This window comes from Mesotoga sp. (assembly GCF_035363035.1).
GTDB lineage: Bacteria > Thermotogota > Thermotogae > Petrotogales > Kosmotogaceae > Mesotoga.
Genome location: NZ_DAOSEH010000006.1, coordinates 1 through 23,826 on the forward strand (window position 1 = coordinate 1; position 23,826 = coordinate 23,826).

Consider the following 23,826-nt stretch of genomic DNA (forward strand, 5'->3'; position numbering starts at 1 on the left):
ACGAGGGGGATTCGGTTAGCTTCATCGATACCGAAGAGGGAACCTTCTCGCTGAAACAGTCAGAAAGCGGTGATTACGTCGTCACTGACGGAGTTCTACAATACCCTATCACTCGGGAGCAACTACGTGAACTGAGGACTGAAGATCTGAACGGAATAGGGCAACTGGCATTTTATATGGTGATGATACTTATATCCCTCTTTTTCATAAACTACGGACAGGTCTTCGCCACATCTTACATGGGGCAGAAGATCACCCACGGCATAAGAGTCGATCTCTTCAGTCACATTCTCAGAGTACCGATGAGGTTTTTCGATACCAACCCGAGCGGCAGACTGGCCACCAGAATAGCCAACGACACCGAAAACATGGCCGAGTTCTTCACGAGTGTCATTACTTCTATAGTGAAAGATGTGCTGCTTCTGGGTGGAATCATAATAATCATGCTGAACCTCTCTTTCAGACTGGGGTTGATTACGCTGCTAATACTGCCGGTGATAGCAGCAGCCATCTTCCTTTTCAGATATTTCGACAGGCTCGCATATAGAAAAGTCAGGACGAGACTGGCCATAATAAACGCCTTCCTGGCCGAGCACATTTCCGGTATGTCGATCACTCAGCTCTTCAATCAGGAGAGACGCAAGAGGGACGAGTTTGACGGAGTAAATAAAAACCATTTCAAAAGTCTATTGGAACAGCTCTGGGTATTCGCCATTTTCAGACCGTTGCTGGATCTGCTTTACTACATCACGATAGCCGTAGTCGTTTGGTTCGGAGTTAAGGGAATAGTTGGCAACGTACTTGAATTTGGCGTACTGGTAGCCTTTGTCTCTTACATAGATATGTTCTTCAGACCTTTGAACGATATTGCCGAAAAATACGATATCGTTCAGAACGCTCTGGCATCGGCCGAGAAAATCTTCAAACTGATGGACGAAAAAGAGGAAATCTATCACCCGGAAAAGGCCGTTCCCTCTAGTTTCGAGGGTTCTGTGGAATTCGAAAACGTTACTTTCGCTTACGATGGTGAGCATAACGTCTTGAAAGACATTTCGTTCTCCGTGAAACCGAAGGAGAAAATCGCCTTCGTTGGAGAGACGGGAGCCGGAAAGACTTCAATAATAAGCATATTGACAGGTTTGTACAGGATACAATACGGAACGATACGAATCGATGGGAAAGATATATACGACTACAACCTTCAAGGTTTGAGAAAAAAAGTCGGTGTGGTGTTGCAGGATGTCTTTCTGTTTTCCGGAAGCATTTTGGATAATATAAGGCTCTTCGACAGTTCTATATCCAGGGAAAAGGTCATATCGGCGGCCAAGTACGTCTATGCCCACAGCTTCATAGAAAAGCTCTCCAACGGGTACGACACAATGATACTCGAGAGGGGAGGAACTCTTTCGGCAGGCGAAAGACAGCTTATAGCGCTGGCAAGAGCCGTGGTCTTCGATACGGACATCCTGGTTCTCGATGAGGCCACGGCTAATGTCGATACCGAGACCGAAGCGCTTATCCAGAAGGCAATGGAGAGGATATCATCGGAAAAGACTATGATAACGATCGCCCACAGACTTTCAACGATCAGAAACGCCGATAGGATAATGGTTATTCACAAAGGCTCACTTGTTGAATCGGGTAACCATGAAGAGCTTCTTGCAAAGGGAGGTATCTACACCGACCTGTACAGGCTCCAGTACGAACTCGGCGACACTGCCTGATCACTCGTGTGGTTCCAGGCCACTCCTATCCTCGGGATCGGCTCCGGTCGAAGGCTCAACAACTATATCGTCACCCGGTTCTTTCAGAGACTCGGGAAGGTCTAGCGGGAGATGTTCCTTTTCGCTTTTCTTCCTTCCTGCACCCATCAGGAGCATCGGATACTCGTAAGGCCTGGTGGCCATTCTTCTTCCCACGGTTGACATGACATTGAAAAACAGCTGCGAGACACTTTTGATCTTGGGAGTTTGAACCTTTCTCAGCATGAAGAAAGCGTTCAGCCTCAACATACTTCCCAATAGAAAGATAGCCTGAATACCGTGAAACTCCATACCCAGCAGATAAATTACCTTCCCCTTCAGGAAAGAGGCTATTACACCGCCCAGCAATGAGCCTCCGAGCGCTCCCAGCCCGTTGAGAAAGGCCTGGACCGCAAAATACGGTTCAACCGACAAACCTTTCATCATTCCCATCATCATGGTGAAGATACAGAGGTTTATGGCACTCCAGACCATTCCAGTGACGATTGCGTCAACCGGTAGCAGAATAGAATAGGATTGGGGTGTCACGAAAGTCCACATCAACGCCAGACAGGTGGCTCCGAGAATGCCGAATTCGGCTACAGATTGGTGGCCTATCTGGTCGGAGATCTTCCCCCACAGGATGTACATGACCATGGAAGTGAGAGAAGCGACTATACTAAGTACACTGAGATAGGAGTAACTAACCTTGAGGTTGACCAGCTGATGATAAGAATAGAAGGGGCCTGAAACGGTGATGGCGAAGTTCCAGAGCATAGAGAATTTCAAATACTGTCTGAATTTCAGATTCGAGAAGACTTCTTTGAACATGCGTCCGCTACCGTAAGTTCTCACAGGCGGGTTATAGTGATTCATCAACAGGATGATGGTTAACATGGCGAAACAGGTGGCAATAACCGTCACTATTATGAATCCCATATCGCCCTCGAAAGTGTCCAGTATGAGTGAATAGAGAGGGGTGATAAGCATCGAAGAAAGTGAGAGAATCAGGTTTCTTCTTCCGTAGTATTTTCCCGTGCTGGACGGTTCGATCACATCTCTCATTATGGATGCCCAGAAAGTGCCAACAAGAGAATTGCCTAAAGATACCATGGCTAGGATCACGAGAAGCAACGATTGAACTTTTATACCCAGCGCTAGAGTAAGCGGTATGAAGGCCAGAGGCACCCTTCCTATAATGGCCGCGAAGACCATCGATTTTTTTCTGCTTTTGAAGAGTCTAAAAAAGATCGGCGAAATTAGCTGGGTCAACTGCGCCAGGGTCGGCAATACTCCGATTATGGCTATCAGAAACTCCGATACTCCATACTCCAGCGCCAGACCTGTAACAATGAAACCCTGTGTGACCAGGAAGGCCATGTTGTAAAAAGAACCTTCGAGGATCGCAAGTTTCCTGGTTTTTTTGTATTCAGGTCTTGTGAAGTCAACGTATTCTTGCATCTTTACTCCCAACCGCGGATAATAAATGAATCTCTCACTGAGAGTTTATCATTCTCCAACGGTATAATGTCACGATACTTTGAATGGTGTTTTACTTTAACAAACCAAGGACTAACCTCGAATACAGCTCACACTTAAAAGAGCAAAAAATCACAAAACCATTATCCACGGCCTGTGAACCCTGAAACTTTCTAACCTAACCTTTATCTTCGGAAAGTCTTCGCTGAGGGTAACGAATTCGGCCGTCCCACCGTCGCTTACGAGTATCGTATCTTCACTGAATATTCCGCCCACTCTCGGGCTCAATACATATGCAGCCGGGCTTCTTACCGGAAGACTGGAGTTCTGGGACATCTCAAACTTCTCTCCCGAATATCCCAGAGAGGTCCCCGGTGGACAGCCGTTGAAATCTGGAGTTATCTTCAACTCCGAGTAAGCTCTCTGAATTTCCTCGTAAATCTCTCCCATACTCCTGGCCTTCATCATAGCCACTGCGGCTTTTGCAAAGACACCCGAGGCACGCTCGTGGTTCTGTTCAATTTCTGAAGGGATCTCTCCAAAATGGAAGTAACGCGTGAAAGCTATTCTCAAACCTTGCTTTCTTACAACGGCTCTCATAACTATGTACTTCTGTACCTTCTTTCCAGTTGAAACCGGATAGACATATCTGGCTACTCGCTCGTCTGAACCCACGCATAGGACCGGAACCTCTAAACCAGACTCTATAAGGAGTGCCCTCAGCACTTTCTCTATTTCCAGTTCTGTCATGCCGGGCTGCAGTTCCGGAGCGAACTCGCAGAGAATGCTCTCGCTCAATTTCCCCATGATACGCAATCTCATTATCTCTCTGTCGTTCAATTCCTGCATATTAAGATAGAACTCTTCGTCAAGAAGTGAAAACCTTTCGTCATACATTCTCCGGTTATCGGTGGAGACTTTTTCGAATGATCTGCAGAATCTTTTCACGGCGTGATCGAACTCCTCACCTCTGCCACAGGAAATCGCATCCACCTCCGGCGGGAGGACCTCGTCCTTCAGCCTTTCGTAATCATATTCCGGACAAATCGCTATTGTTTTGTTGCCTGTAATCAAGATTGAGAAAGATCCCCGCTCGCGTGTCTGATCGATCCTGGAATCAACTTCTCCTTCGAAGTACCAGCAGATACTGTCGGGAGAGTCGAGCAAAACCGCGTCGATACATCTTTTATCCATGTATTTCTTGACGATCTCAAAGCGCACCAACACTACCCCTCCATATGAAAGCTCGTCCCCATTCTATCAGAAAGTCATTCTTGGTGATATTCTAGCCAGTCTGTGTTTTTTCGCGAACCCACCTAATTGCTCGATCGATTCAGGTTAATCTCGAAGCGGTGACTACTTCTTACCACTCCAAGGCTTTATAATACTTATGAAGATATTATCCGGAAAGATCTGTAAGTAGTCGATCGGACCGCGGTGTGGATCTTTGAAAAGGTATAGGTAGACCGATTCTATTGTGACTATAAATATTTCGACACTTCATCAAGAGGAGGGGTAACATGCGGAAAAACAAATTCGTTCTGATCTTAACTCTGGTCGCGTTCTGTGTAATATCTTTGGCAAGCCTGAAGGACGTATCTACCAGTCCATTTTCGACCGCTATCGAGAAGCTCTATGCTTCCGGGATCGTAGAGGTCGAAGATGGTCTTTTCAATCCTTCAGACACTCTTTCCAGAGCAGAGGCAGCCGAATGGATAGTGAAAACATTCAAACTTTCAACCATTCACCCGATGATTATCGAAGAAGAGGTGCAGAAAAAATTCGTTTACACCGACCCGCTTGGTGTAATCGACGAGGGCTTCGTGGTACCCTCCGCCAAAGACACTGTGGGAATAGACGGGGAGGAATACATCGAAGGGTTGATAAAGGTTCGAGCCGTAGAGGTAGTTGACGGTATGTACCGTCCCTACGAAGCGATCACCGGTGTCGAATTCGGTCAGGCGATAGCGAAAGTGGTCTTCGGTGTTGACGAAGAGATCGACTACGGGGCCAAACTCGCCGGGCTGGTCTATGCTCCCGCCGAGTTACTATCCCTGAAAAGGCCGCTGAGAAGGGAAGAGGCTGCACAAATACTCTCTAACTTCGTTGATAGCCCCGACTTCCAGGTTATCACCATACTCGCCACCGCCGACATTCACGGGCATATAGAGCCTTACACACCCAGTGGTGCGAAATACCCGATAGGTGCGATGGAGAAAATGGCTTACTATGTCAACACAGAACGTGCGATGCAGCCTAACCTTCTGCTTCTGGATGTAGGAGATGCGCCGTATAACACTAACGTTGCCAACCTCTTCGAGGGTGAACCGGTAATTAAGATAATGAACATGATGGGGTACGACGCAATGGCGATCGGAAATCACGACTTCGACTTCCCTTTCAACGTGATGGAGAGAAACAGCAAACTCGCTAGTTTTCCCTTCCTGAGTGCCAATACTCTCTTTATGGAAAAGTCTGTGGAATTTCTAAAGGAGTATGTTATCAAGGAGATTGGAGGTCTCAAAGTCGCCATAGTCGGGCTTACAGACGATAGCAGCGCCTGGTACACCCACCCAAGAAACGTCGCCGGAATAACCTTCGAGGAACAATATACGGCCGCCCAGAGAGTACTGGATGAAGTAGCTCCACAGGCCGATCTGGTGATCGCCCTGGCACATCTCCACACGGGGAACAGGATCCTTCCTGCAAAGGTTTCGGGTTACGATCTAATATTCGAAGGCGGTAGAGACGTCGTAGCCTTCCCCGAAAAGATTAACGGTAGCTGGGTCATTTCTTCTGGAAAACACGGAGAGCTTATTTCAAAGACAAATCTGAATATCTTCAACGGCGAAGTCATAGGTATCAACTTCGCACACGTCTTCATGAGCCAGAACCTTCCTCAGGACGAAGCCGTCGTTGAGGTCGTGAACGGCTATGTGGCACAGCTCGATGAAAAAATGGACACCGTCATTGGCAGAACGGAAGTTGACCTGGATGGAGAGAGAGGCACGGTGAGGCTCAAGGAATCTAATCTGGCCAACGCCATAGCCGATAGCTTAAGGGAGATGACCGGCACCGACTTCGCTATACAGAACGGTGGCGGGGTAAGGGCAAGTATACCTAAGGGCGATATAACGATTAAGGACGTTTATACCGTACTCCCGTTCGATAACCTGGTGGTTGCAGTCGAAATCACAGGTAAACAGATATGGGACGTTCTCGAACACGGTATTTCTACCTATCCGGCTGCCGCCGGCCAGTTCCTGCAGGTCTCGAACCTCGAATATACCTTCGATGGGTCGAAACCTCCATACAGCAGGCTGATCTCTGTAACTTCGAACGGGGTCCCTCTTGATATGGAGAAAACCTACACGCTAACGGCCAATGACTTTCTCACCGGGGGTGGAGACAAGTTCGTCATGTTCCTTGAAACGAAGAAAATAATAGTGACGAAGTCATTCCTCAGAGACGCCTTTGCCGAGTACGTAATAAGGCATGGAACCATAGCTCCGCAGTTCGAAGGGAGAATAACCATAATCAACCCTGCCAATTGAAGAGCGGGCTTTTCAACGAAGCGGAGAGGTTTACCTCTCCGCTTTTTCGATAACTGAGAACACAATCACATAAAAGTGTCATAATATATAAGTAATAAAATCTATTAGTAGCCATTCTTGTTGCCGGAACCGAAATCTCAGTGACGGATGTGATTTTTATGAGAGGAAACGGCTCTAATGGATTCATAAGTATCCTCAAGCCTGGAGGTGGACCTCTTATGTTCTTCGGTAAGAAAGAAATGGCCATAATACAGCTGTTTGAAGAGCATCTGGAATATATCGGAAGAACTCTCGAAAACCTCGAAAAAGTCTTTTTAGCCATCCTGCAAAACGACGAAACATCGATAGAAATCTACGCCGAAGAAGTTCACAAGATGGAATCGGCTGCGGACAGTAAGAGACGCGAAATGGAAAATGCGATGTACCAAGGTGCTTTTCTACCGAACTTCAGGGGAGATTTTCTGGGGCTGGCGGAGTCTTTCGATAAAGTTGCCAACGAAGCCGAGAACGTTGTCGATCAGATCGTTCTGCAGAATCTCATAATCTCGGACGATCTCAAAGGAGACCTGTTGAAACAGGTACAGCTTTCGGTGGAAACTTACAGAGTCTGCCGCGAAGCCGCTGTCAACCTTTTCCAGGAATTGGATGTCGCCGAGGAGAAGATCAAAGAAACCGAAAAACTGGAGAACATCGAAGACAGTCACGAGAGAGCACTCGTGAAAAAGATCTTCGAAAAAGACATCTCTCTGGCTGAAAAGCGACAGCTCAGAGAACTTGTCATCTCTATAGGCAACATCGCAAACCTCTCCGAGGATTGTTCTGACAGGATGGAGATAATTGTTCTGAAGCGAAGAGTGTAGCCTTTTTACCTCTAAAGACTTTCAGGACATGCAACGTGTGACAGATATTAACTTCGCTACTTTTGGAGCCTGTATTCGGCCTACGGTAGTATTCTTGAGAATCTGAAACAAACACCATCGAACTTCAGCTAAAATTGTGAATCCAAATAGATGAATTGAATCAAATACCACTTCCCACAGGTATTCATCACGAAATTGATTTCACGGAAATCCCCTCAACCGGGAAACCCGCTTCAGTTTTATTTCCAGAAAATCCGTATGTAAGGCTTGCAGAATCGTTTGAATGAATTCTCGCTCGGAAAAATACTTGGCATGAAATTGCACAGTTTGTCTTAAAGCCGGGAGGGGACCTGATTTGAAAAGCGTGCAGATCCGTTCAAGAGAAAAAGGCTTCTCGATGATTGAGCTACTTATAGTACTCTCAATAATAGCGGCACTTATCGCCCTTATCACACCGATAGCCATGAATGCCTCTCAGAAAGCAAGGGCAACCGAAATCGCAAAAAACATGAAAACTCTGGCCGATTCGATCGAGAGGATAGCTCTCACTGATGGTGTTGATAGCAGCGACAAGATAAAGGGTGTCAATTCTCTTTCCGATGTTGCCAGAGACGTCAATGGATCGACCTATCACATAATTTATTATGTAACCGACCAGGTAAAGACATACGATGCTTACATTGTGCATAAAGGTGATAAGTTACTGGAAAAGGTCAGGGAAGTGTTGAGTGATGCTTCATCTACGACGTGGTCCGATCTGGAGAGTCGGTGGAATTCCTACACGCCCGTCTATCTTGAAGATAGCCCGCTGGAGGAAAGCGACAATATTATTTATTACAAGATCAGTTTCTATATCTACCAGTAATCATAGCTCGATTATGACAAGCTCGGGAAGACTGGCGAACCTCCCCGGGAACCAGCCTCCGAGACCCCTTGTGACGTATATTTGTGTCTCACCCAGTTCGTATATACCTCTGAAATACCTGCCGCTGAACCCTCTTGTGCTCTTCAAAACCTGTTCGGTTAACCATGGCAGATAGAATTGACCTCCATGTGTGTGGCCTGCCAGAACAAGGTCGTACTTCTTCAATATATCAACCGAACCTTCCAGCATGTTGGGTGCGTGAACCATGAGTATCTTGAGATCGAATTCCTCTTCGGGCAAAAAACGTGTCCACGAGAAATAATGGTGAGAGGGGGCACCGGTTATTCCGATCTTCTTTCCGCGAACTTCGACTGTGGTTGAACGTGTGTGAAGAACCTGCACACCGGCCTGTTTGAAAATACGGTCAACGACCGCTGTCTCTGATTCCTCCCAGTTGCCATAGACAGCGTAAATAGGAGCGATAGAAGCAAGCTCCGTGAAAAGTTCGGCGAAATATTTCATGTCTGTGTAAGGCGAGAGCACATCTCCCCCAAAAAGTATTAGATCGACTTTTTCCTGCTTGAGCTCGTTAAGGAAAAGCGAGTGGAGGGGCTTCTTTATCCAAATATGAATATCGGCAAAGAAGGCTATTTTCAACGAGGGCGTATCGCTGAATTTCAACCTTTCGACCATCAGAGTATTCGGCTCCAGAACAAAAACATAAATCAAGAGCACAAATAATAATAAACAGAGCTTCCAGTGCTTCAAATAAACAATCCCCATTTCACAGAAATATTCTACTCAATTGTATATCAAAAAACCTCCAGGGAGACACAATCCTCCAAAAACCTCTTTACACTAAAATTGAGTCTTTCAATCTGCTGATGCGACCAAACAACTAAAAGTCGCTCTCAAAGCTGACCGTATTATTTTAGAAGCCAATAGTGTTAAAATATCCATTGGTATGAAAGGAGGTCGCAAATGCGCAGAAAATTTCTGTTTTTTGTCGTGCTACTCATTATCTCGCCAACTATTGCCGGGAATGTTAATCTGAGAGACGTCACGGCGAATGAGTGGAGAGAGGACATAGCTTTTCTAGAAAGGACTCTGGTGAAGCAACATCCCGATGCTTTCAACAAAGTCTATCAGGAGGAGTTCAACCGGGCTTTGCAGAAACTCCAGACCGGCCTTGAATCTCTACAGTGGTACGAAATATATACCTCTCTCACAGCGCTGGTTGCTATGATAGGGGACGGTCATACTGTAATACATCCAGACACCAAGCTGAGAGCTTTTCCAGTATATCCTTACGCCTTCAATAATGGGATATACATAATCGCTACCGATGAAAACAACCGCGAACTCCTTAACTCAAGGCTCGTTGGTGTAGATGAACTCGATGTGAAAGAACTTCTAGACGTGCTCAGGCCTGTTGTTTCTCACGATAACGAATGGGGCTTTATCTCAGCATTACCGAATTATTTTACCAGAGTCGAGATAATGAAGGCCCTAAATTTGACGGGAGAGGAAGATAGCCTGAAGCTGAAACTGGATAAGGACGGAGAGATTTTCGAAAGAATCGTCCTGCCAGCCGAAGGAGATTTCCAGTGGGTTCAGGAGCGTGCGCAGGAAACTTTTAGAAGCCAGACAAACGACAACTACTGGTACGAACTCTATCCCGATTCGAAACTTCTCCACTTTCACTACGACCGCTGCAAGAGCCAGGAAGGAAAACCTTTTATATTCTTCACCTGCGAGATGTTTTCGTACATGAGAAGGCAGAGTGCCGAAAAGCTTTTACTTGACCTCCGCTACAACGGGGGCGGTAATTCGCTGATTCTGGAGTTTTTCATGTTGAGGGTGCTGCTGGACTGCAAATACAACAGAGAAGGCAGGCTCTTCGTTGCAATCGGCAGAGAGACATTTTCCTCGGCGATCCTGAATGCAATATCGATGAAAAAGCGTACCAGGGCGATTTTTTTAGGTGAGCCTACCGGTGGCAGTCCCCGTCACTACGGAGCGCCCAGAAGTTTTACTCTCCCCAACAGTGGAATCATCGTTCACTGTTCGACGACTTTCTGGAGGACTACTTCCGATACTTCCGAGGCGATGCTGCCTGACGTCCTGATAGAGAGGAGTTTCGAAGATTATTATTACATGCGTGATCCGGTCGTTGAATATATAGAGTCACTTCCCATACCGGAATAACCGGGAGTAATATAGATGGCTATCAACACCGTTGTTCTTGTATTTGGTACGGCCGTTTCATTGTTTCTGCTTTTTTTCGCTTTCAAGGCTTTGAAAAAGAAGCGGCTGGTGGACGATACCCCCACCTCGAAGGCTCACGGAGTTTTTATTGGATTAGTTGAAGTTTCGGGAAAGGTCGAATGCCCCTCACCTCTTCGTAGTTATTTGACCGAAAGCGAATGTGTATATTACAGATGGAACGTATCCGAGCACTGGAGTAAAACAGTAACTGAAACCTACACCGATTCGCAGGGCAAGACAAAGACTAGAACAAGAACCGAAAGTGGCTGGAAGACAATCGCTTCCGATGAGCAGATGTCTCACTTCATGCTCAGAGACGAGAGCGGTGCAATACAGGTGAGACCGGAAGACTCAAAAGTAGATGGCGAGTGTATCCTCAACTACTACTGTGGCCCTTCTGATCCCATGTATTACGGAAAGGGTCCGGCCGGCTCGATAATGAACTCCGACTACAGGAGGTGTTTCACAGAGACGATAATACCCAACGGCTCTACGCTTTACGTTATGGGTCAGGCACGCGAGAGAGAGGATAAGGTTGCCGCTGAGATAGCCTACGATCGAGAAGCTCCCGTCTTTCTGATTTCAATGCGTGATGAAAAGAAGGTGAGTCGTTCCTACGGCTTCAATTACTGGCTCTTGGCGCTTGGTGGATTGGCTGTAGCTTTCTTTACGGTCTTCATATCTAATCGGACAGGATACGGCTGGATACCTTTTTCCTACATGAATCAAATCATAGCCGCTGGACTATACCTGGTCGCCTGGACGATTGGATGGTTCTGGACAGTTTTCAACGCTCTCAAATCTCTCAGAGAGAGAACCAGACAGGGTAAGTCCCAGATTGAAGTTCAGTTGAAGCGGAGGAAGGACTTGGTCCCCTCACTTGTCTCGACCGTCTTGGGGTTGATGCGGCATGAACAGGGAGTACAGGAGGCACTGGCTTCTTTGAGGAGTGAAGCATATAACGGTTTTGAGGGTGTTGGCGGCAGGTTGCTGGCCCTGATTGAGAAGTACCCTTCCCTCAAATCCAGCGAGGTAGTTTTGAAGCTCCAGAAGGAATTAGCAGACACTGAGACTAGGATAGAGCTTTCAAGAGCGTACTACAACGATATAGTTACTTTCTACAACACCAGGCTCGAAAGGATTCCAGATGTATTAGTGGCAAAGATCGCCAGGCTTACTCCGCAGGGACTTTTCAAAAACTAATTAAAAAGACCGGAAGGGCTCTCCCTTCCGGTCATTCCAGCATTCTGAATCGGTTTATCAGTAGATCCAGTTCTTGTTCGCGTTCTCCGGAGCGTGCTCGATCATGTAATTAGATAGCTGTTCCAGCCATTCTTCGTTTGCCAGCGCAACGTTCGGTTTGGTCGGGCTCCAGCCTTTCCAGCCGTGGCCCTGATTGGGACCGAAATCGAATGTCATATCTGACACGGGATTCTCCATCTTTTCCATTGCATTCTTGAGAAGATATACCGCTTCGTTCAGATAGTAGTTGTCCATATCGCCGACCGCCACGTGAACGTCTCCGGCAATCTTTGGTCCCAGTTCTTCCCAGTTCTCTTGAAGTATGTAGTTCAGATCGAAGTTTTCCTTCCAGTATTCGGCAACATCTTTGTTGATCTCGCCGGTTACCTGATCCCAGATCGGTTGAGGGAAGCCATCGACTCCCACCGGACCGTAGGTCGATTCCCACACAGACCATTGACCGCCGGACCTGTTGCTCGGACCGGCAGCCATTTCGAAGTAGTTTTCCTGCTTGACGGTGAATCGGATATTACCGTGTGTGTCTCTGGCACTGGGTCTCTCGGTTTTTAACCATCCAAAGTCACTGTAATAAGCGTTATCGTCGTTGTAGATGTTTATCAGCTGGTAGTAGTTGAAGTCAACGCCATCGGGATACCAGACATAGGTTCTACCGAAGATATCGGGGTAGAAGACTTTCATTGCAAGAGTTTCCCAGCCTCCGGTAGATCCGCCGGCCAGTATTCTGGCCCACTTTTCCGGTATCATTCGGAACTGGCTTTCGAGGTATGGAATCAGTTCTTCAGTTATAGCCGTCCCATAAGGCCCGGAGTTCACAGAGTCCACAGAATAAGAGGTATCGTAATAAGGCGTTGCATCCCTGAAGGAAACGGCTATGAAGTTGGCTATCCCTTCGGAAGTCCAGAACTTGTAAACATTGTTGTTGACCCTGAATCCGACTGGAGCGCTCGACCCGGGGAAGTGTCCCTGGTAATAGATAACCGGATAGTACACATCGGGGTTGTCGTAGTAACCTTTTGGAAGCAGTACATTGGCGCCGATGTACATATCCTTTCCCCAGAACTCCGAAACCGCTTCGCTCTTGATCTTTACGTATTTGACCCATTCCGTATCTTTGTAATTACCCTGCTGAAGTACCATTCCCGGTTCCAGTTCATAATCGGGTTTAATTACCTTAGAGAGTGTAAGTTTTATCGTTCCCCAGTTCGTAGGATCGATATAGGTCTTTTTCGCGACACTGTAAGCGTTTCCAATGGATTCCCAGAACCACTGTCCATCACCTGTATCGTCGTGCATCAGCACCGTATGACCATCGGCCCTGTTGAAGGTTGTATATACGTTCAAAAAGGCCTGAACGTAGTAATCGCCGGCCGGTAGTTCTTCGATCTTTATTGGATAGCCGATCACTTCAAGGTCGTCGGAAGATATACTAACCAGGTCGTCACTGGTGAATCCGAAGACATCCTTCCCCCAGAAGGGGACACCTCTGACATCCGTCTGGTACATCGGCTCGCTAGATGAGTCTTTGGTGACAATAACGAAAACTCTGCCGTTGATAGGTGTTTCGAGTCCAAGAGCGGCGATTTCACCAACTGTAGCTTCATCGATTGATATTTCAAAGCTGATGGATAGAGCCATCACGCTCAAGAAAGTAACCATAATTGCAATGATAAGGAGCTTTTTCCCTGCCATTTTCCACCTCCATGTAGCTGATATACAACTGGCTCATACCTTCGACCGAAGAATTCTCCGATCGGAAGAGCAGTTCGAAAATTACGGAATTTGAGAATGATGAATTAAAAAAACTAAAATGAATCAGAATGCTGGAAGTACTATAGATAGATTATCGGATAGTGTCAACGAAGACGAAGAGAGGATTCTCTGCGCGAAACGAAGAAGTGCACGCCTTTAGCAGCATCAGTAAGAGCTTCTGGTGAAAGAAAAATCTTTAAAACACCTGACAATTCCATCTGCCTTACCCCCTCTTCACCGGTTTATTCGATTCACCGGTTATTATTGGCATTATACATCGCATCCTTTGGTTTTTGAACGCCGTGCGGACTTATTTACATTTTTGTTCGTATTCCGTATAGTTACGGACGGTCGCCGACCATGATTTTTATTGTCTTCGTCCGTGAGAGAAGCTCTCAAAATCCTTGAATTCTATATAGTCGCGCACCCGCTGGAGTGAAGCCCATATGAACTCTTCGAAGAGAAGAGCATCTTCCTCGCCCCGGAGATTTTCGATTACCATTTCCTCTTTCTGGCTCAGGGTAGCTATATAGCTTTTGCCTCTGGCGCCGTGATTCACAAAGAGTTCAAGGTTGAAAATTCCCCTATCTCTAGATCTGTAGAACAAAGAAACCACCTCCATAGTTTTTTACTGGTGTTTGGCAGTATTCAGTCGATCACATAGCAAGCAGCACAGTGGCCATTATCGTAATCCCTGAGCGGGGGATGTTTTTCTCTGGCACAGCTATCTATTCTCAGGGGGCAGCGATCGTAAAACCTGCAATAATCTGGAGGATCTATCGGCTTGGATATTTGCCCCAGTATATCTGGCTCACCCTTTTGAACTTCCGGGTCCGGAACGGGTACGGCCTGCAGTAGTGCTTTAGTGTATGGGTGAAGCGGGTTTGCAAGTATCTTCTCGGTCGGTCCGATCTCAACGATCTTTCCAAGATACATCACCGCTATTCTCTGAACCATGTACCTGGCGACGGCCAGATCGTGCGTAATATAAAGATAGGTAGCTCCTATTCTTTCGGTGAGATTTCTGAAAAGCTCCATAATTCCCGCTCTTACCGAAACATCAAGCATGGATGTAGGCTCATCGGCCACTATGAAGGCCGGGTTTAGTATAACGGCACGCGCTATCGCTATTCTCTGGCGCTGGCCTCCCGAAAGCTCGTGAGGGTACCGTTGCGTGTATGCTGAGGCCGGAGAGAGTCCGACAGCTTCCAGTGTCTCTTTCACTTTCACTGTCCTGTCTTTCGCCGTGCCTAACTGGTTAACCACTAGAGGTTCCGATACGATCTCGTCGATCGTCATTCTTGGGTTGAGCGAATCGTATGGATCCTGGAAAATCATCTGTATCTTTCGTCGTATTTCTCCGATATCAGATCTATCTACATTGTTAGCATGTTTACCGTCGGTGAGCCGGTCGGTTACCTCCTTTCCCTCGAAGAATATTCTCCCCCCGGAAGGTTTCTCAAGACCAACTATTAGTCTGCCTGTGGTTGTCTTACCGCAGCCGGACTCTCCCACTAGAGCCAGGGAGTCGTTGTCGGAGATTTCGAAGGTGACATCGTCTACGGCGTGAACATTTCTCAAGGTAGATCTTGAGGTTCTGAAAAACCTTCCAGGCAGTGGAAAAAGCTTTGTGAGATTTTTTATAGAGAGAACTTCAAGCATGGATTTCCACCTCCAGCGGAAAATGGCAGGCTGCCAGATGTTCTTCACCAATCTCAGCACATTCGGGTTCACTTTCAAAGCATATTTTTTCGGCCGCCCCGCATCTGGAAGCGAAACGGCAACCTACCGGAGGATTGACCAGATCAGGTGGCTCTCCCTCTATAGCTACAAGTTTTTTCTTTTGTCCGGTTATCGACGGAAAGGCTGCCATCAAAGCTGAAGTATAATGGTGAGCCGGTCTCTTGAGTATTGCTGCGGTTCCTGCCAGTTCCACTATCTTACCGGCGTACATGATCGCTATCCTGTCACAGACCTGGGCAATTGCCGCTATATCATGAGAGATGTAGATAATCGATGTTTTCGACTCTTCCTGAATATTCCTCAGCCTCTTCAATATCCTGCCCTGAACTATCACGTCTAGGGCCGTCGTCGGTTCATCTGCGATAACGACCGAAGGATTGCAGATCAGTGCCATAGCTATTATAGCCCGTTGTTTCATTCCTCCGCTGTATTCGTGTGGATAGCGATTCACTCTAGCAGGGTCAAGGCCCACAAGGCGGAAGAGGTACGAAATCCTGTCGGATATTTCTTCTTTCGAAATGCCTGGAAAATGTGTCCTCATGGCCTCGGCTATCTGATCTCCAACCCTGTAAACGGGATTCAGGGAGTTCATGGCGGCCTGAAAAATCATTGAGATCTCTTTCCACCTGTAACGACGCATTTCCTCTTCTCCCAACCTCACCAGATCTATTTTATCGCCGTCCTTCGAAAAGAAAATGCTTCCACTGACGAAGCTGGCATTTTCCGTGAGCAACCTGAGAATCGCCATCGCAAGCGAGGTCTTTCCGCATCCCGATTCGCCTACAACACCGAGCGCTTCTCCTTTTGCAAGACTGAAAGTCACTCCATCCACGGCCTTCACCGAGCCGCCTTTAATTGTGTAATGCATTTTGAGGTCTCTCACTTCCAGTACCGGATGGTTCAAGTCGGACCCCCCTCAAAGAGTTCATAGCCAACAGGCCAATTATAGCATTCAAGCATTGCAGCCCTTCGTTACTGAGAACGATGGAGAGTGGAGCGAAATTTAATTGCAATTTTGTTACTATCTGTCTTTTCAGGTATTATATATCAGGAGAGTTGAATGGAGGAGGTGTAATCATGCCCGAAGAAAGAGTTTCAACCAAAAGCAGTATTGCCCAGGTCTTCATGGGCGTTATAGTTATTGCCCTGGGACTGTCGATTATTTTCGTCCCTTCATTGCTGGAGAATTTCTGGTTATTGTTCATATGGGTTCCCGGACTGATAATGGAATACAACGCCATCAGAGGGGAGAAGGGGCTTTTCGTTCCAGGAGGAGTGTTGCTTACCGTCGCTCTTGCACTCACTCTGGGAGTGATCTTCGATGGTTTCTACGAAGGTGGAGGCTGGGCCCTTTTCATACTTGCTCCTGCCGTTGGTCTCTTGCAGCTGTACCTGGCCGGTGGAAGAAAACCTAAAGCACTTCTGACACCGATATTTGTACTAACCATTGTTGCAGTGATATCGCTGATACCCTCTACTCTGTCCAAATGGGCGGTTATAATTGTCGGTGCCCTTCTGATCGGGTTTGGAGTGTTGATTCTTCTCAAAAAGAAGTGATCAAAGGTCGAAACCCATCTGTAGAAAATCGAAGTACTTTTCTTTTATTTTCATGAATTTCTTGATACGGCCTTCGATCTCGAACCCAAGATTCGAATAAAGCTTTATAGCTCGTACGTTATCGACTCTAACTTGAAGGCCGATTCTTGTGATGCCGCTCTCTTTTACCGCTTTGATCATGTATTCGATAAGCCTTTTTCCTATACCCATTCCCCAGTATTCTTTAGAGACTGTAAGACCGAACTCACCTCTGTGCTTCAGCCTTTCTCTGCGTCCACCTTCGAAGGTCAGCAATCCCACTATATTCCCCCCGAGCCGGGCAGCGATTATCAGGCAGTTATCGCGTTCTCTGTAAGATCTGATGACTTCTCTCTCCTCTTCGACAGTAGTCATGAACTCATTTTCACCGAAACTCAGGTAGTCGCTCTCTCCGCTCACCCGGTTGACGTATTCAATGACTTTCTGCGCATCTTCTTCACAGATCCGGACGATCTCTAAACCCTCTATACTTCTGTAAACCTCCTCCACTGCACTCGCACCTAAAAAGGAAGCCTGCCATTCTTCTGGGTGTCGCTCGATTTCTCTTCATCTTCTTCTGTTTCGCCGGAGTTCGATTCCCCGATCGTTTCCCCGGATATGGAGGCGAGAAACTGAGAGTATTTTCTATCGAGTTCCTCTTTCTCTTTCTTCAACACCATTAGCCTCATTCTGGCAGCTGTCAGTAGCTGAATCGCTTTCTGATAGGTCTTGAGGGCCGTTTCAACATCGGGATTGGTATTACTCCTGAAGTATTCGTCGATCGATCTGATATATGCAAGAAGCTTTTTGAAATCCATGGAGTTTATCTGTTCTTCTTTGAGCTTCAGTATCCCCTCTATCGTCTTCTCTTCCATCTCATACCTCCGTAACTTCATCTATAATGGTTGTCGCGCACCCATCAGCGAAATAGCATTCAAGCCTATCGCCTCTGGTCACTTCCCTGGCGCTTCTAACAACGTGAGAATCTCTTTTCAAAACAACTCCGCCTAAAAGTAGAGATGCGGCATAGCCGCCGTGTTCCACCAACCCCGAAGATAGCTCCTCAAGATTATTTACTGCGTTCGATTCAACTCTTTCGAACGATCTCAGCACACCTTTCTCGAAAAGATCCAGAGAGGTGTCTGTGCGGAAGAGAAGACTGTCCATAGACACATCAACATTTACCTTATCGAGTGCACTCGCGGATTCTTTCAGATGTCTGTCCAGAATTGTGCTGGCTCTCTCGAAGAGGCTGTCTGTAAGAATTAAAACTCTCTCAAAGGTCCTCTCGATTGTGATGGCGTAACTGTCCCTGTCGAGGGAGTCTATGAAGGAGGCTGCTCTTTCGATTTCCGACAGTAGACGTCTCGATGTTCTTTCAGCAACTGTTTCGAACTGTTCGTCGGATCTCTCAATGAGTGTCTCCACTCTGGTGGCGAACTCTCTGAGCCTTTCAAACTCCGCTAACGTGGATGTTTTCTCGAAGAGCCATTCCATTTCTTTTTTCAACGTTGCGGCCGCTCGATTCAGGCTCTCGCTGTGAGTGTTTATCTGTTCGGTTATGGCTTTCGCCGCAGCGGTGGGAGTATCGAAACGCTTCCAGGAGACGAAATCCGGTATGGTGAAATCACGTTCGTGGCCGATAGCGCTCAAGATCGGGCAGTAATCTCTGCTAAAAGCCGATATAGCCATTCCTAAATCTAGATCGTCGAAATACATAAGATCGATCGCCGAACCTCCCCCGCGTGTAATAACTACCACATCGTAAGCGATAAGAGAGGTCTTGATCATGTTGAGAGCCTTCAAGATCCCCGGAACGGTTTCGCTGCCCTGCATGAAAGATTCATATAGATGAACCACGGGTCTGTACGGCTCTTTAAGATTCAAATTGGAGTAGAAATCCCCCAGCCCTGCGGCTGTGGCCGACGAGATGACGGCTATTTTGCGTATAGGCTGGAGCTCGCTCAATTCGTGTTCCTCTGTTCTGAGTGCGTTATTCGATTTCAACGCAGCGTAGATCTCGCGACGCCGGACCGTAATATCCGACTCGCCTAATGGTGCGATGGTATCTATCCAGATGGAGAAACTGGCCCGGGGTTTGTAAAAGCTGATAGTACCCTGAAATTGCCACTTTTTTCCTTTAAGTTCGTTAGATGATTTCAATCCGAGCTGTCTTCCCATTCTACCGAAAGCCGCCATATCCGCGATCATGTTCAAATCGATCTTTCTCTTTGCACCACGCTCCGTGTAGTCCTGTGAAACGTTTATATAGACGTAGTTTCCCTTCGCTCCGACGTTGGTGACATCGGCCGGGAATTTGACTCTTAGATTGTTGAGACCGACCCGAACTAATACGCTCCTGATATGTTCGAGCATGTTTTCGATATCTTTGAATTCGATGGTTAACTCTTCCATCTCAACTTCCTCCGGAAAGCAGTCTAGTCGTCCTTAAAAATGATAACAGAATAGCGTTTGAAATGCGGTGGGAGTTATAGAAAAGAGGGCGATTACTCGCCCTCAATTTTCAGCCACCCATCCTTTTCAGATACCAGGGCAGGTAAGTTAATAATAGCAGTGTCTTTCGGTGATAAAGTGAATTTTTTGACGAATTCTCGCGTGGTTCCATCGGGAAGTTTCTCGATCGCTTTCACAGTATGCCATGGTCCCGGCGAATAAGCGACTTTTCTCTTGCCCTTACCAACTTCTTCGAGATCGACATTGTCAACGTACACGATGAAAGGGTTGGTTGACTTCAGCTCGGTTCCGTTTATCACGATATCCCTGTTGTCCACGAATATCTTGTGCTCTTTCCCCAGAACATACAGACACAATCCCAGGACTATCAACACAATCACGAGGGCGAGCCTGATTATATTTCTCTTCATCATCATCCCTCCGCCTTATCTTCTATGGCCGCCTTGATCGCCGCTTTTGCCTGCCTTCTTTCCGTCTCTTTTTCTACCTGTCTTCTCCAGGCGTAAAGCGCAAGCGATATCGCGATGATTCCGTAAGAGACGAAGACCCTGAAGAATTCTCCGATTTGAGCCTGACCCAGAAGCTCCTTGCCGGCTCTCGGAGCGACTATAAAAGTCAGGTGGAAGAGCGTTATACCGATAAACACATTCGGTATCGTAGCCTTCACAACCGACGCCCCTCCTATCAGCAAGGCAGCAATCGCGAAGGTTCCAACCTGGTCGTGAGAGTTGTAAGTGTTTATCGTCCCTATGTTCTGCAGGAAGATTATCTGGCCGAAACATGCGAGTACGGTCGATATTATTATCGACAGCGTCCTGGTTCGGTCAACGTTTATACCTGCTGTGGCGGCAACTTGCATATCCTGCCCGACAGCCCTCATGTCCTGCCCGAGTTTGGTCTTGGTGAACCAATAAACGAAGATGCACAAACCGATTATTATCGAGAATACACCGAGTGGTATGGAAATGTTGCTGATATTGATCGACCACATATTGTCGAGTACCTTTCTCACGCTGATCAGATCGAGGGCGTTTCTCACTCCGTAACCCCTCGGAAGTAGTATTTTGTTGCTGGTAATCGGTATTAAGCTTCCCATACCATACAGAATCGTCAACTGATAAATACCGTTGATGAAAAAACCGAGAATCATAGACGTTACCATTTCTCTACCTTTAGCCCTGTTCAGGATCGTACCCGCCAGCAGTCCCAGAAGAATTGCAATCGGCGTGCCTATAAGCATCGCCAGCAAGATACCTGGTATGCCCACAACGCCCCAGTCTAGCATGAAGATGAGCCCTATCTGACCGGCCATTGCTCCGAGTACGATACCGAAGTTCAGCCCCATTCCGGCCATTACAGGTATTAAAAGAGAGATGACCAGAAAGGAGTTTCTACCCAATCTTGTTATTATTTCGTTGATAAGATAATCGGTAGAAAAGCCCGAAAGTGGTATAGCGAATATTAGCAGTACTATAAAAAGAATAGGAACGGCGTTGGAAATCACAAATCTAGCCAGCGGACTTTTCGCACGGGTCAGGCTTTGATCTTTCATGTTCTCACCTTCATTCTTCTTGTCAGAGCGTACACAATCATACCGTTGGAAACGATTATCCTTATTACCTCAGACATATCGCTCTTTATGATGTTGTTCATGACAGAAGGTGTCATCGTAAGAATACCCTGAAACAGGAACGTTCCGACTATAACGTTTCCCATCGACGCTTTGGAGACAGAGGCACCACCTAGCAGGAGCGCAGCGACCGCGGGGAAGGCCATTAGTAGAGGCGCCATATAGAGTTGTATAAAGCCGAAACTTTGTTCGTAAACGAGGATTCCGATCGCGGCTACGATAGTCGAGATAACGACAGAAAGCACTCTCATCCTGTCAACATTTACGCCGGCCGCCCTGGCGTAAACCGGGTTCGATCCTGCCGCCGTCATGGCAGTACCGAGTTTCGTTTTGAAGAAAATCCAGATGATCAAAGCCATAAGCCCAAAAAAGATGATCGTACCGGTCGGGAAAAAGAAATTTCCAACCTTTATACTTAGGAAGTCGTTCAAAACGCCAAGCCAGTAACCTTCGACACTTATGGTAGTTCTCAGGCCCTCGCCACCGTAACCCCAGATCATGTTCGGGCTTTTGTAGGGCAGGAGCAGCCACATCATACTCATAAAAGCGACCGAAGAGAATCCGACGTAAGTCGCAACGACCATTTCATCGCCCTTAACCCTGTTTAGCAGTAATCCATATAGGAACCCTAGAATTGCCGCAAAGGGGATCGCGATAACGATTGCGACCAGGAAACCTGCCAATCCGGTAATCCCGAGCTCTATGCTGGTTATGGCTCCAATCAGTCCGGCGATAACTCCTAGTTGCATTCCAAAGTTCAGTCCGCACCCAGATTGCACCATTGGAACAAGCGAAAGCACCAGGACCGCGTTCATTGCGAACCTGACGATCGTGTCGCTTATAGAAGTGCTCACCTTTATTCCTACGAACGGTGCTATAAAAAACAGAGACAACAGGAACAATCCGATGATTATTCTAGGCCAGCCAGCCTTTTCGATGAGCTTTTTGATTTTCTCAAACACTGGCCTTCACCTCTTCCTGTTCTCCGAGCATCAATAGTCCAAAATCGGCCGGATCGGCAGTTGGAGGTAGAATACCGACTATCTTCCCTTCACTGACGATGGCTATCCTGTCGCAGATCGATCGCAGTTCTTCAAGCTCCGAAGAAGTCATTACGATTGTCGTTCCGTGTTCCCTGTTCTGTCTTTTGAGAGTCTCCAGGACGACGCTTTTGGCACCAACATCTATACCTCTGGTAGGTTCGGAAACAAATAGAAGATCGGGTTCCAGAACGAAGGCTTTGGCAAGGCAGATTTTCTGCTGGTTTCCTCCCGAAAGCTCTTTGGCATTTTGTTTCTCACTCACACACTTAATCTGCAAAGAATCAACGTACTCTCTGGCTACCCTGGCGATCTCCTTATCGTCGCGCCATTTTATCAACCCGCCCATCAGTTTCTTGATGAACCTTCCCTGTATCTGCATGGCAGTGAAGACTATGTTGAGATCAATGGGTTCATCCAGCAAGAGGCCGACTCCCCTCCTGTCCTCGGATACGAATGCTATACCCTTGCCCAATACTCTCACTGGGTTGTTCAAGGGCAGTTTTTCGTCTCTGTAAACTACCTCTCCCTCGGCTGGGAAGAGACCCATTATCCCATTGGCTATTCCCAGTTTGCCCTGACCGGCGAGTCCACCTATTCCCAGAATTTCGCCCTTACGTACCTGTAGATCGACCCCGTTTACCTGTTCGCCTGGCATATCGACCCACAGATCCTTTATCTCCAGAACTATTTCTGACTTTTCGAACTCTTTCGACTTTTTTGACAGGCCTTCCTTTATCTCGCGACCAACCATCAACGAAGCGACCTCCCTGGGGGTGGTCCTGGAAGATTCGAGTTCACGAACCACCTGTCCATCCCTGAGAATGATCAATCTGTCGGATATAGCAAGAACCTCGCTCAGCCTGTGACTTATGAAGATGATAGACAAACCGAGGTTTGCGAGCTTTCTGGCAGCTTTCAACATCGTTTCTGCCTCCGATTCAGTTAGAACGGCAGTTGGTTCGTCTAAAACCAGCAATTTCGTAGATTTTCTGTCCATTTCTCTAGCAATTTCAGTGAACTGTCTGTGTCCGACCGGCATTTCGCTGACCACCATGTCGGGATTGAGCTGAACCTCTAATTTCTCGATTGCTGAAACGGCTCTCTTATGCATTTCTTGCCTATTCAGAGTTTTTAATCTCTCTCCGAAGACTTCCACGAAAATGTTGTATTTAGTTGATTCTCTATTGAGAAGGATATTTTCCGTTGCCGTGAACCCCGGTATCAGAATGAACTCCTGGTGGACCATTCCAATTCCGGCTTCTATGGCTTCGAAAGGACTCGCGAAATTCACTTCTTTATCTTCGAGATATATCTTTCCCTGGTAACCACCCGTCTGGTGAATAACGGGCAATCCGAACAGTATGTTCATCAACGTGGACTTCCCGGCGCCGTTTTCGCCAACCAGACCCACTATCTCTCCCTTAGCGACTCTCAAGGTTACGTCTTTCAAAACCTGATTACCAAAAAAATCCTTATTGATCCCTTCCATTCTCAACAGATAGTTTTTTTCATCCATAACTTCACCCCAAACTCCGTAAGTTGAGAAGAGTCAAGAAAAGGGGGGTCGCCCCCCCTTCTTG

At 47.1% G+C, this 23,826-nt stretch carries 21 protein-coding genes; 7 read left to right on the plus strand and 14 right to left on the minus strand.

Features of this window, described 5'->3' with window-relative positions:
- Positions 1–1,724 (plus strand): ABC transporter ATP-binding protein (locus tag PKX57_RS01950; protein ID WP_472415898.1); only part of this gene is annotated, 1,724 nt, incomplete at its 5' end.
- Here PKX57_RS01950 and PKX57_RS01955 read toward each other — a convergent pair.
- Positions 1,725–3,203, minus strand: coding sequence for an MFS transporter (locus tag PKX57_RS01955; protein ID WP_213922899.1), 1,479 nt, complete (start codon positions 3,201–3,203; stop codon positions 1,725–1,727). It abuts the gene before it with no gap.
- 150 nt (positions 3,204–3,353) lie between these two features.
- Positions 3,354–4,442 (minus strand): M24 family metallopeptidase, encoded by a 1,089-nt coding sequence (locus PKX57_RS01960; RefSeq protein ID WP_470745930.1) that lies wholly within the window; start codon positions 4,440–4,442, stop codon positions 3,354–3,356.
- A gap of 299 nt (positions 4,443–4,741) precedes the next feature.
- On the opposite strand from PKX57_RS01960, the gene PKX57_RS01965 reads away from it, so the two are divergent.
- From PKX57_RS01965 to PKX57_RS01975, 3 genes are all read left to right on the plus strand, one after another.
- A complete protein-coding gene (locus PKX57_RS01965) occupies positions 4,742–6,775 on the plus strand; it encodes a 5'-nucleotidase C-terminal domain-containing protein (protein WP_213922897.1) in 2,034 nt (677 codons plus the stop codon).
- 218 nt (positions 6,776–6,993) lie between these two features.
- Positions 6,994–7,635, plus strand: coding sequence for a TIGR00153 family protein (locus tag PKX57_RS01970; protein WP_213922908.1), 642 nt, complete (start codon positions 6,994–6,996; stop codon positions 7,633–7,635).
- A gap of 364 nt (positions 7,636–7,999) precedes the next feature.
- Positions 8,000–8,500: a type II secretion system protein gene (locus tag PKX57_RS01975; protein ID WP_472413778.1), complete on the plus strand. Its 501-nt coding sequence runs from the start codon at positions 8,000–8,002 to the stop codon at positions 8,498–8,500.
- Here PKX57_RS01975 and PKX57_RS01980 read toward each other — a convergent pair whose 3' ends face one another.
- Complete coding sequence (locus PKX57_RS01980) at positions 8,501–9,235, minus strand: metallophosphoesterase (RefSeq protein WP_470745915.1); 735 nt, start codon at positions 9,233–9,235, stop codon at positions 8,501–8,503.
- Between the two features lie 246 nt (positions 9,236–9,481).
- Between PKX57_RS01980 and PKX57_RS01985 the strand changes: the two genes are divergently transcribed.
- The gene (locus PKX57_RS01985) at positions 9,482–10,708 is read left to right on the plus strand and encodes a S41 family peptidase (RefSeq protein WP_472415900.1); all 1,227 of its coding nucleotides are present in this window, start codon (positions 9,482–9,484) and stop codon (positions 10,706–10,708) included.
- Positions 10,709–10,723: 15 nt separating this feature from the next.
- Positions 10,724–11,971 carry a LemA family protein gene (locus PKX57_RS01990; RefSeq protein WP_213922893.1) on the plus strand — a complete coding sequence of 416 codons (1,248 nt, stop codon included), beginning with the start codon at positions 10,724–10,726 and terminating at the stop codon, positions 11,969–11,971.
- A gap of 57 nt (positions 11,972–12,028) precedes the next feature.
- Here the strand turns inward: PKX57_RS01990 and PKX57_RS01995 are convergent, their stop codons facing one another.
- The 4 genes from PKX57_RS01995 to PKX57_RS02010 form a co-directional block, all read right to left on the minus strand.
- On the minus strand, positions 12,029–13,720 hold the full coding sequence (locus PKX57_RS01995; protein ID WP_472415902.1) for an alpha/beta hydrolase-fold protein: 1,692 nt from the start codon (positions 13,718–13,720) through the stop codon (positions 12,029–12,031).
- Between the two features lie 427 nt (positions 13,721–14,147).
- Entirely contained in the window at positions 14,148–14,387 is a 240-nt protein-coding gene (locus PKX57_RS02000; RefSeq protein ID WP_213922891.1) for a chemotaxis protein, read from the minus strand.
- A 41-nt stretch (positions 14,388–14,428) separates the two neighbouring features.
- Positions 14,429–15,442: an oligopeptide/dipeptide ABC transporter ATP-binding protein gene (locus tag PKX57_RS02005; RefSeq protein WP_213922890.1), complete on the minus strand. Its 1,014-nt coding sequence runs from the start codon at positions 15,440–15,442 to the stop codon at positions 14,429–14,431.
- Positions 15,435–16,427, minus strand: a complete 993-nt coding sequence (locus PKX57_RS02010; protein ID WP_470745916.1) for an ABC transporter ATP-binding protein — start codon at positions 16,425–16,427, stop codon at positions 15,435–15,437. Before PKX57_RS02010 ends, PKX57_RS02005 begins: the two co-directional genes overlap by 8 nt.
- A gap of 173 nt (positions 16,428–16,600) precedes the next feature.
- Here PKX57_RS02010 and PKX57_RS02015 point away from each other — a divergent pair, with 173 nt between their 5' ends.
- Positions 16,601–17,080, plus strand: coding sequence for a hypothetical protein (locus PKX57_RS02015; RefSeq protein ID WP_213919728.1), 480 nt, complete (start codon positions 16,601–16,603; stop codon positions 17,078–17,080).
- Here the strand turns inward: PKX57_RS02015 and PKX57_RS02020 are convergent, their stop codons facing one another.
- The 7 genes from PKX57_RS02020 to PKX57_RS02050 form a co-directional block, all read right to left on the minus strand.
- On the minus strand, positions 17,081–17,608 hold the full coding sequence (locus tag PKX57_RS02020) for a GNAT family N-acetyltransferase (protein ID WP_213919729.1): 528 nt from the start codon (positions 17,606–17,608) through the stop codon (positions 17,081–17,083).
- A gap of 11 nt (positions 17,609–17,619) precedes the next feature.
- Positions 17,620–17,973, minus strand: coding sequence for a hypothetical protein (locus tag PKX57_RS02025; RefSeq protein ID WP_213919730.1), 354 nt, complete (start codon positions 17,971–17,973; stop codon positions 17,620–17,622).
- Position 17,974: 1 nt separating this feature from the next.
- Positions 17,975–19,513, minus strand: coding sequence for an exodeoxyribonuclease VII large subunit (gene xseA / locus PKX57_RS02030; RefSeq protein ID WP_472415904.1), 1,539 nt, complete (start codon positions 19,511–19,513; stop codon positions 17,975–17,977).
- A gap of 92 nt (positions 19,514–19,605) precedes the next feature.
- Positions 19,606–19,983, minus strand: a complete 378-nt coding sequence (locus PKX57_RS02035; protein ID WP_213919732.1) for a DUF6672 family protein — start codon at positions 19,981–19,983, stop codon at positions 19,606–19,608.
- Between the two features lie 2 nt (positions 19,984–19,985).
- Positions 19,986–21,125 (minus strand): ABC transporter permease subunit, encoded by a 1,140-nt coding sequence (locus PKX57_RS02040; protein ID WP_213919733.1) that lies wholly within the window; start codon positions 21,123–21,125, stop codon positions 19,986–19,988.
- Positions 21,122–22,165: an ABC transporter permease subunit gene (locus tag PKX57_RS02045; RefSeq protein WP_213919734.1), complete on the minus strand. Its 1,044-nt coding sequence runs from the start codon at positions 22,163–22,165 to the stop codon at positions 21,122–21,124. The genes PKX57_RS02040 and PKX57_RS02045 overlap by 4 nt, the downstream gene beginning before the upstream one ends.
- The gene (locus PKX57_RS02050) at positions 22,158–23,762 is read right to left on the minus strand and encodes an ATP-binding cassette domain-containing protein (RefSeq protein ID WP_213919735.1); all 1,605 of its coding nucleotides are present in this window, start codon (positions 23,760–23,762) and stop codon (positions 22,158–22,160) included. Before PKX57_RS02050 ends, PKX57_RS02045 begins: the two co-directional genes overlap by 8 nt.
- Between the last annotated feature and the right edge of the window lie 64 nt (positions 23,763–23,826).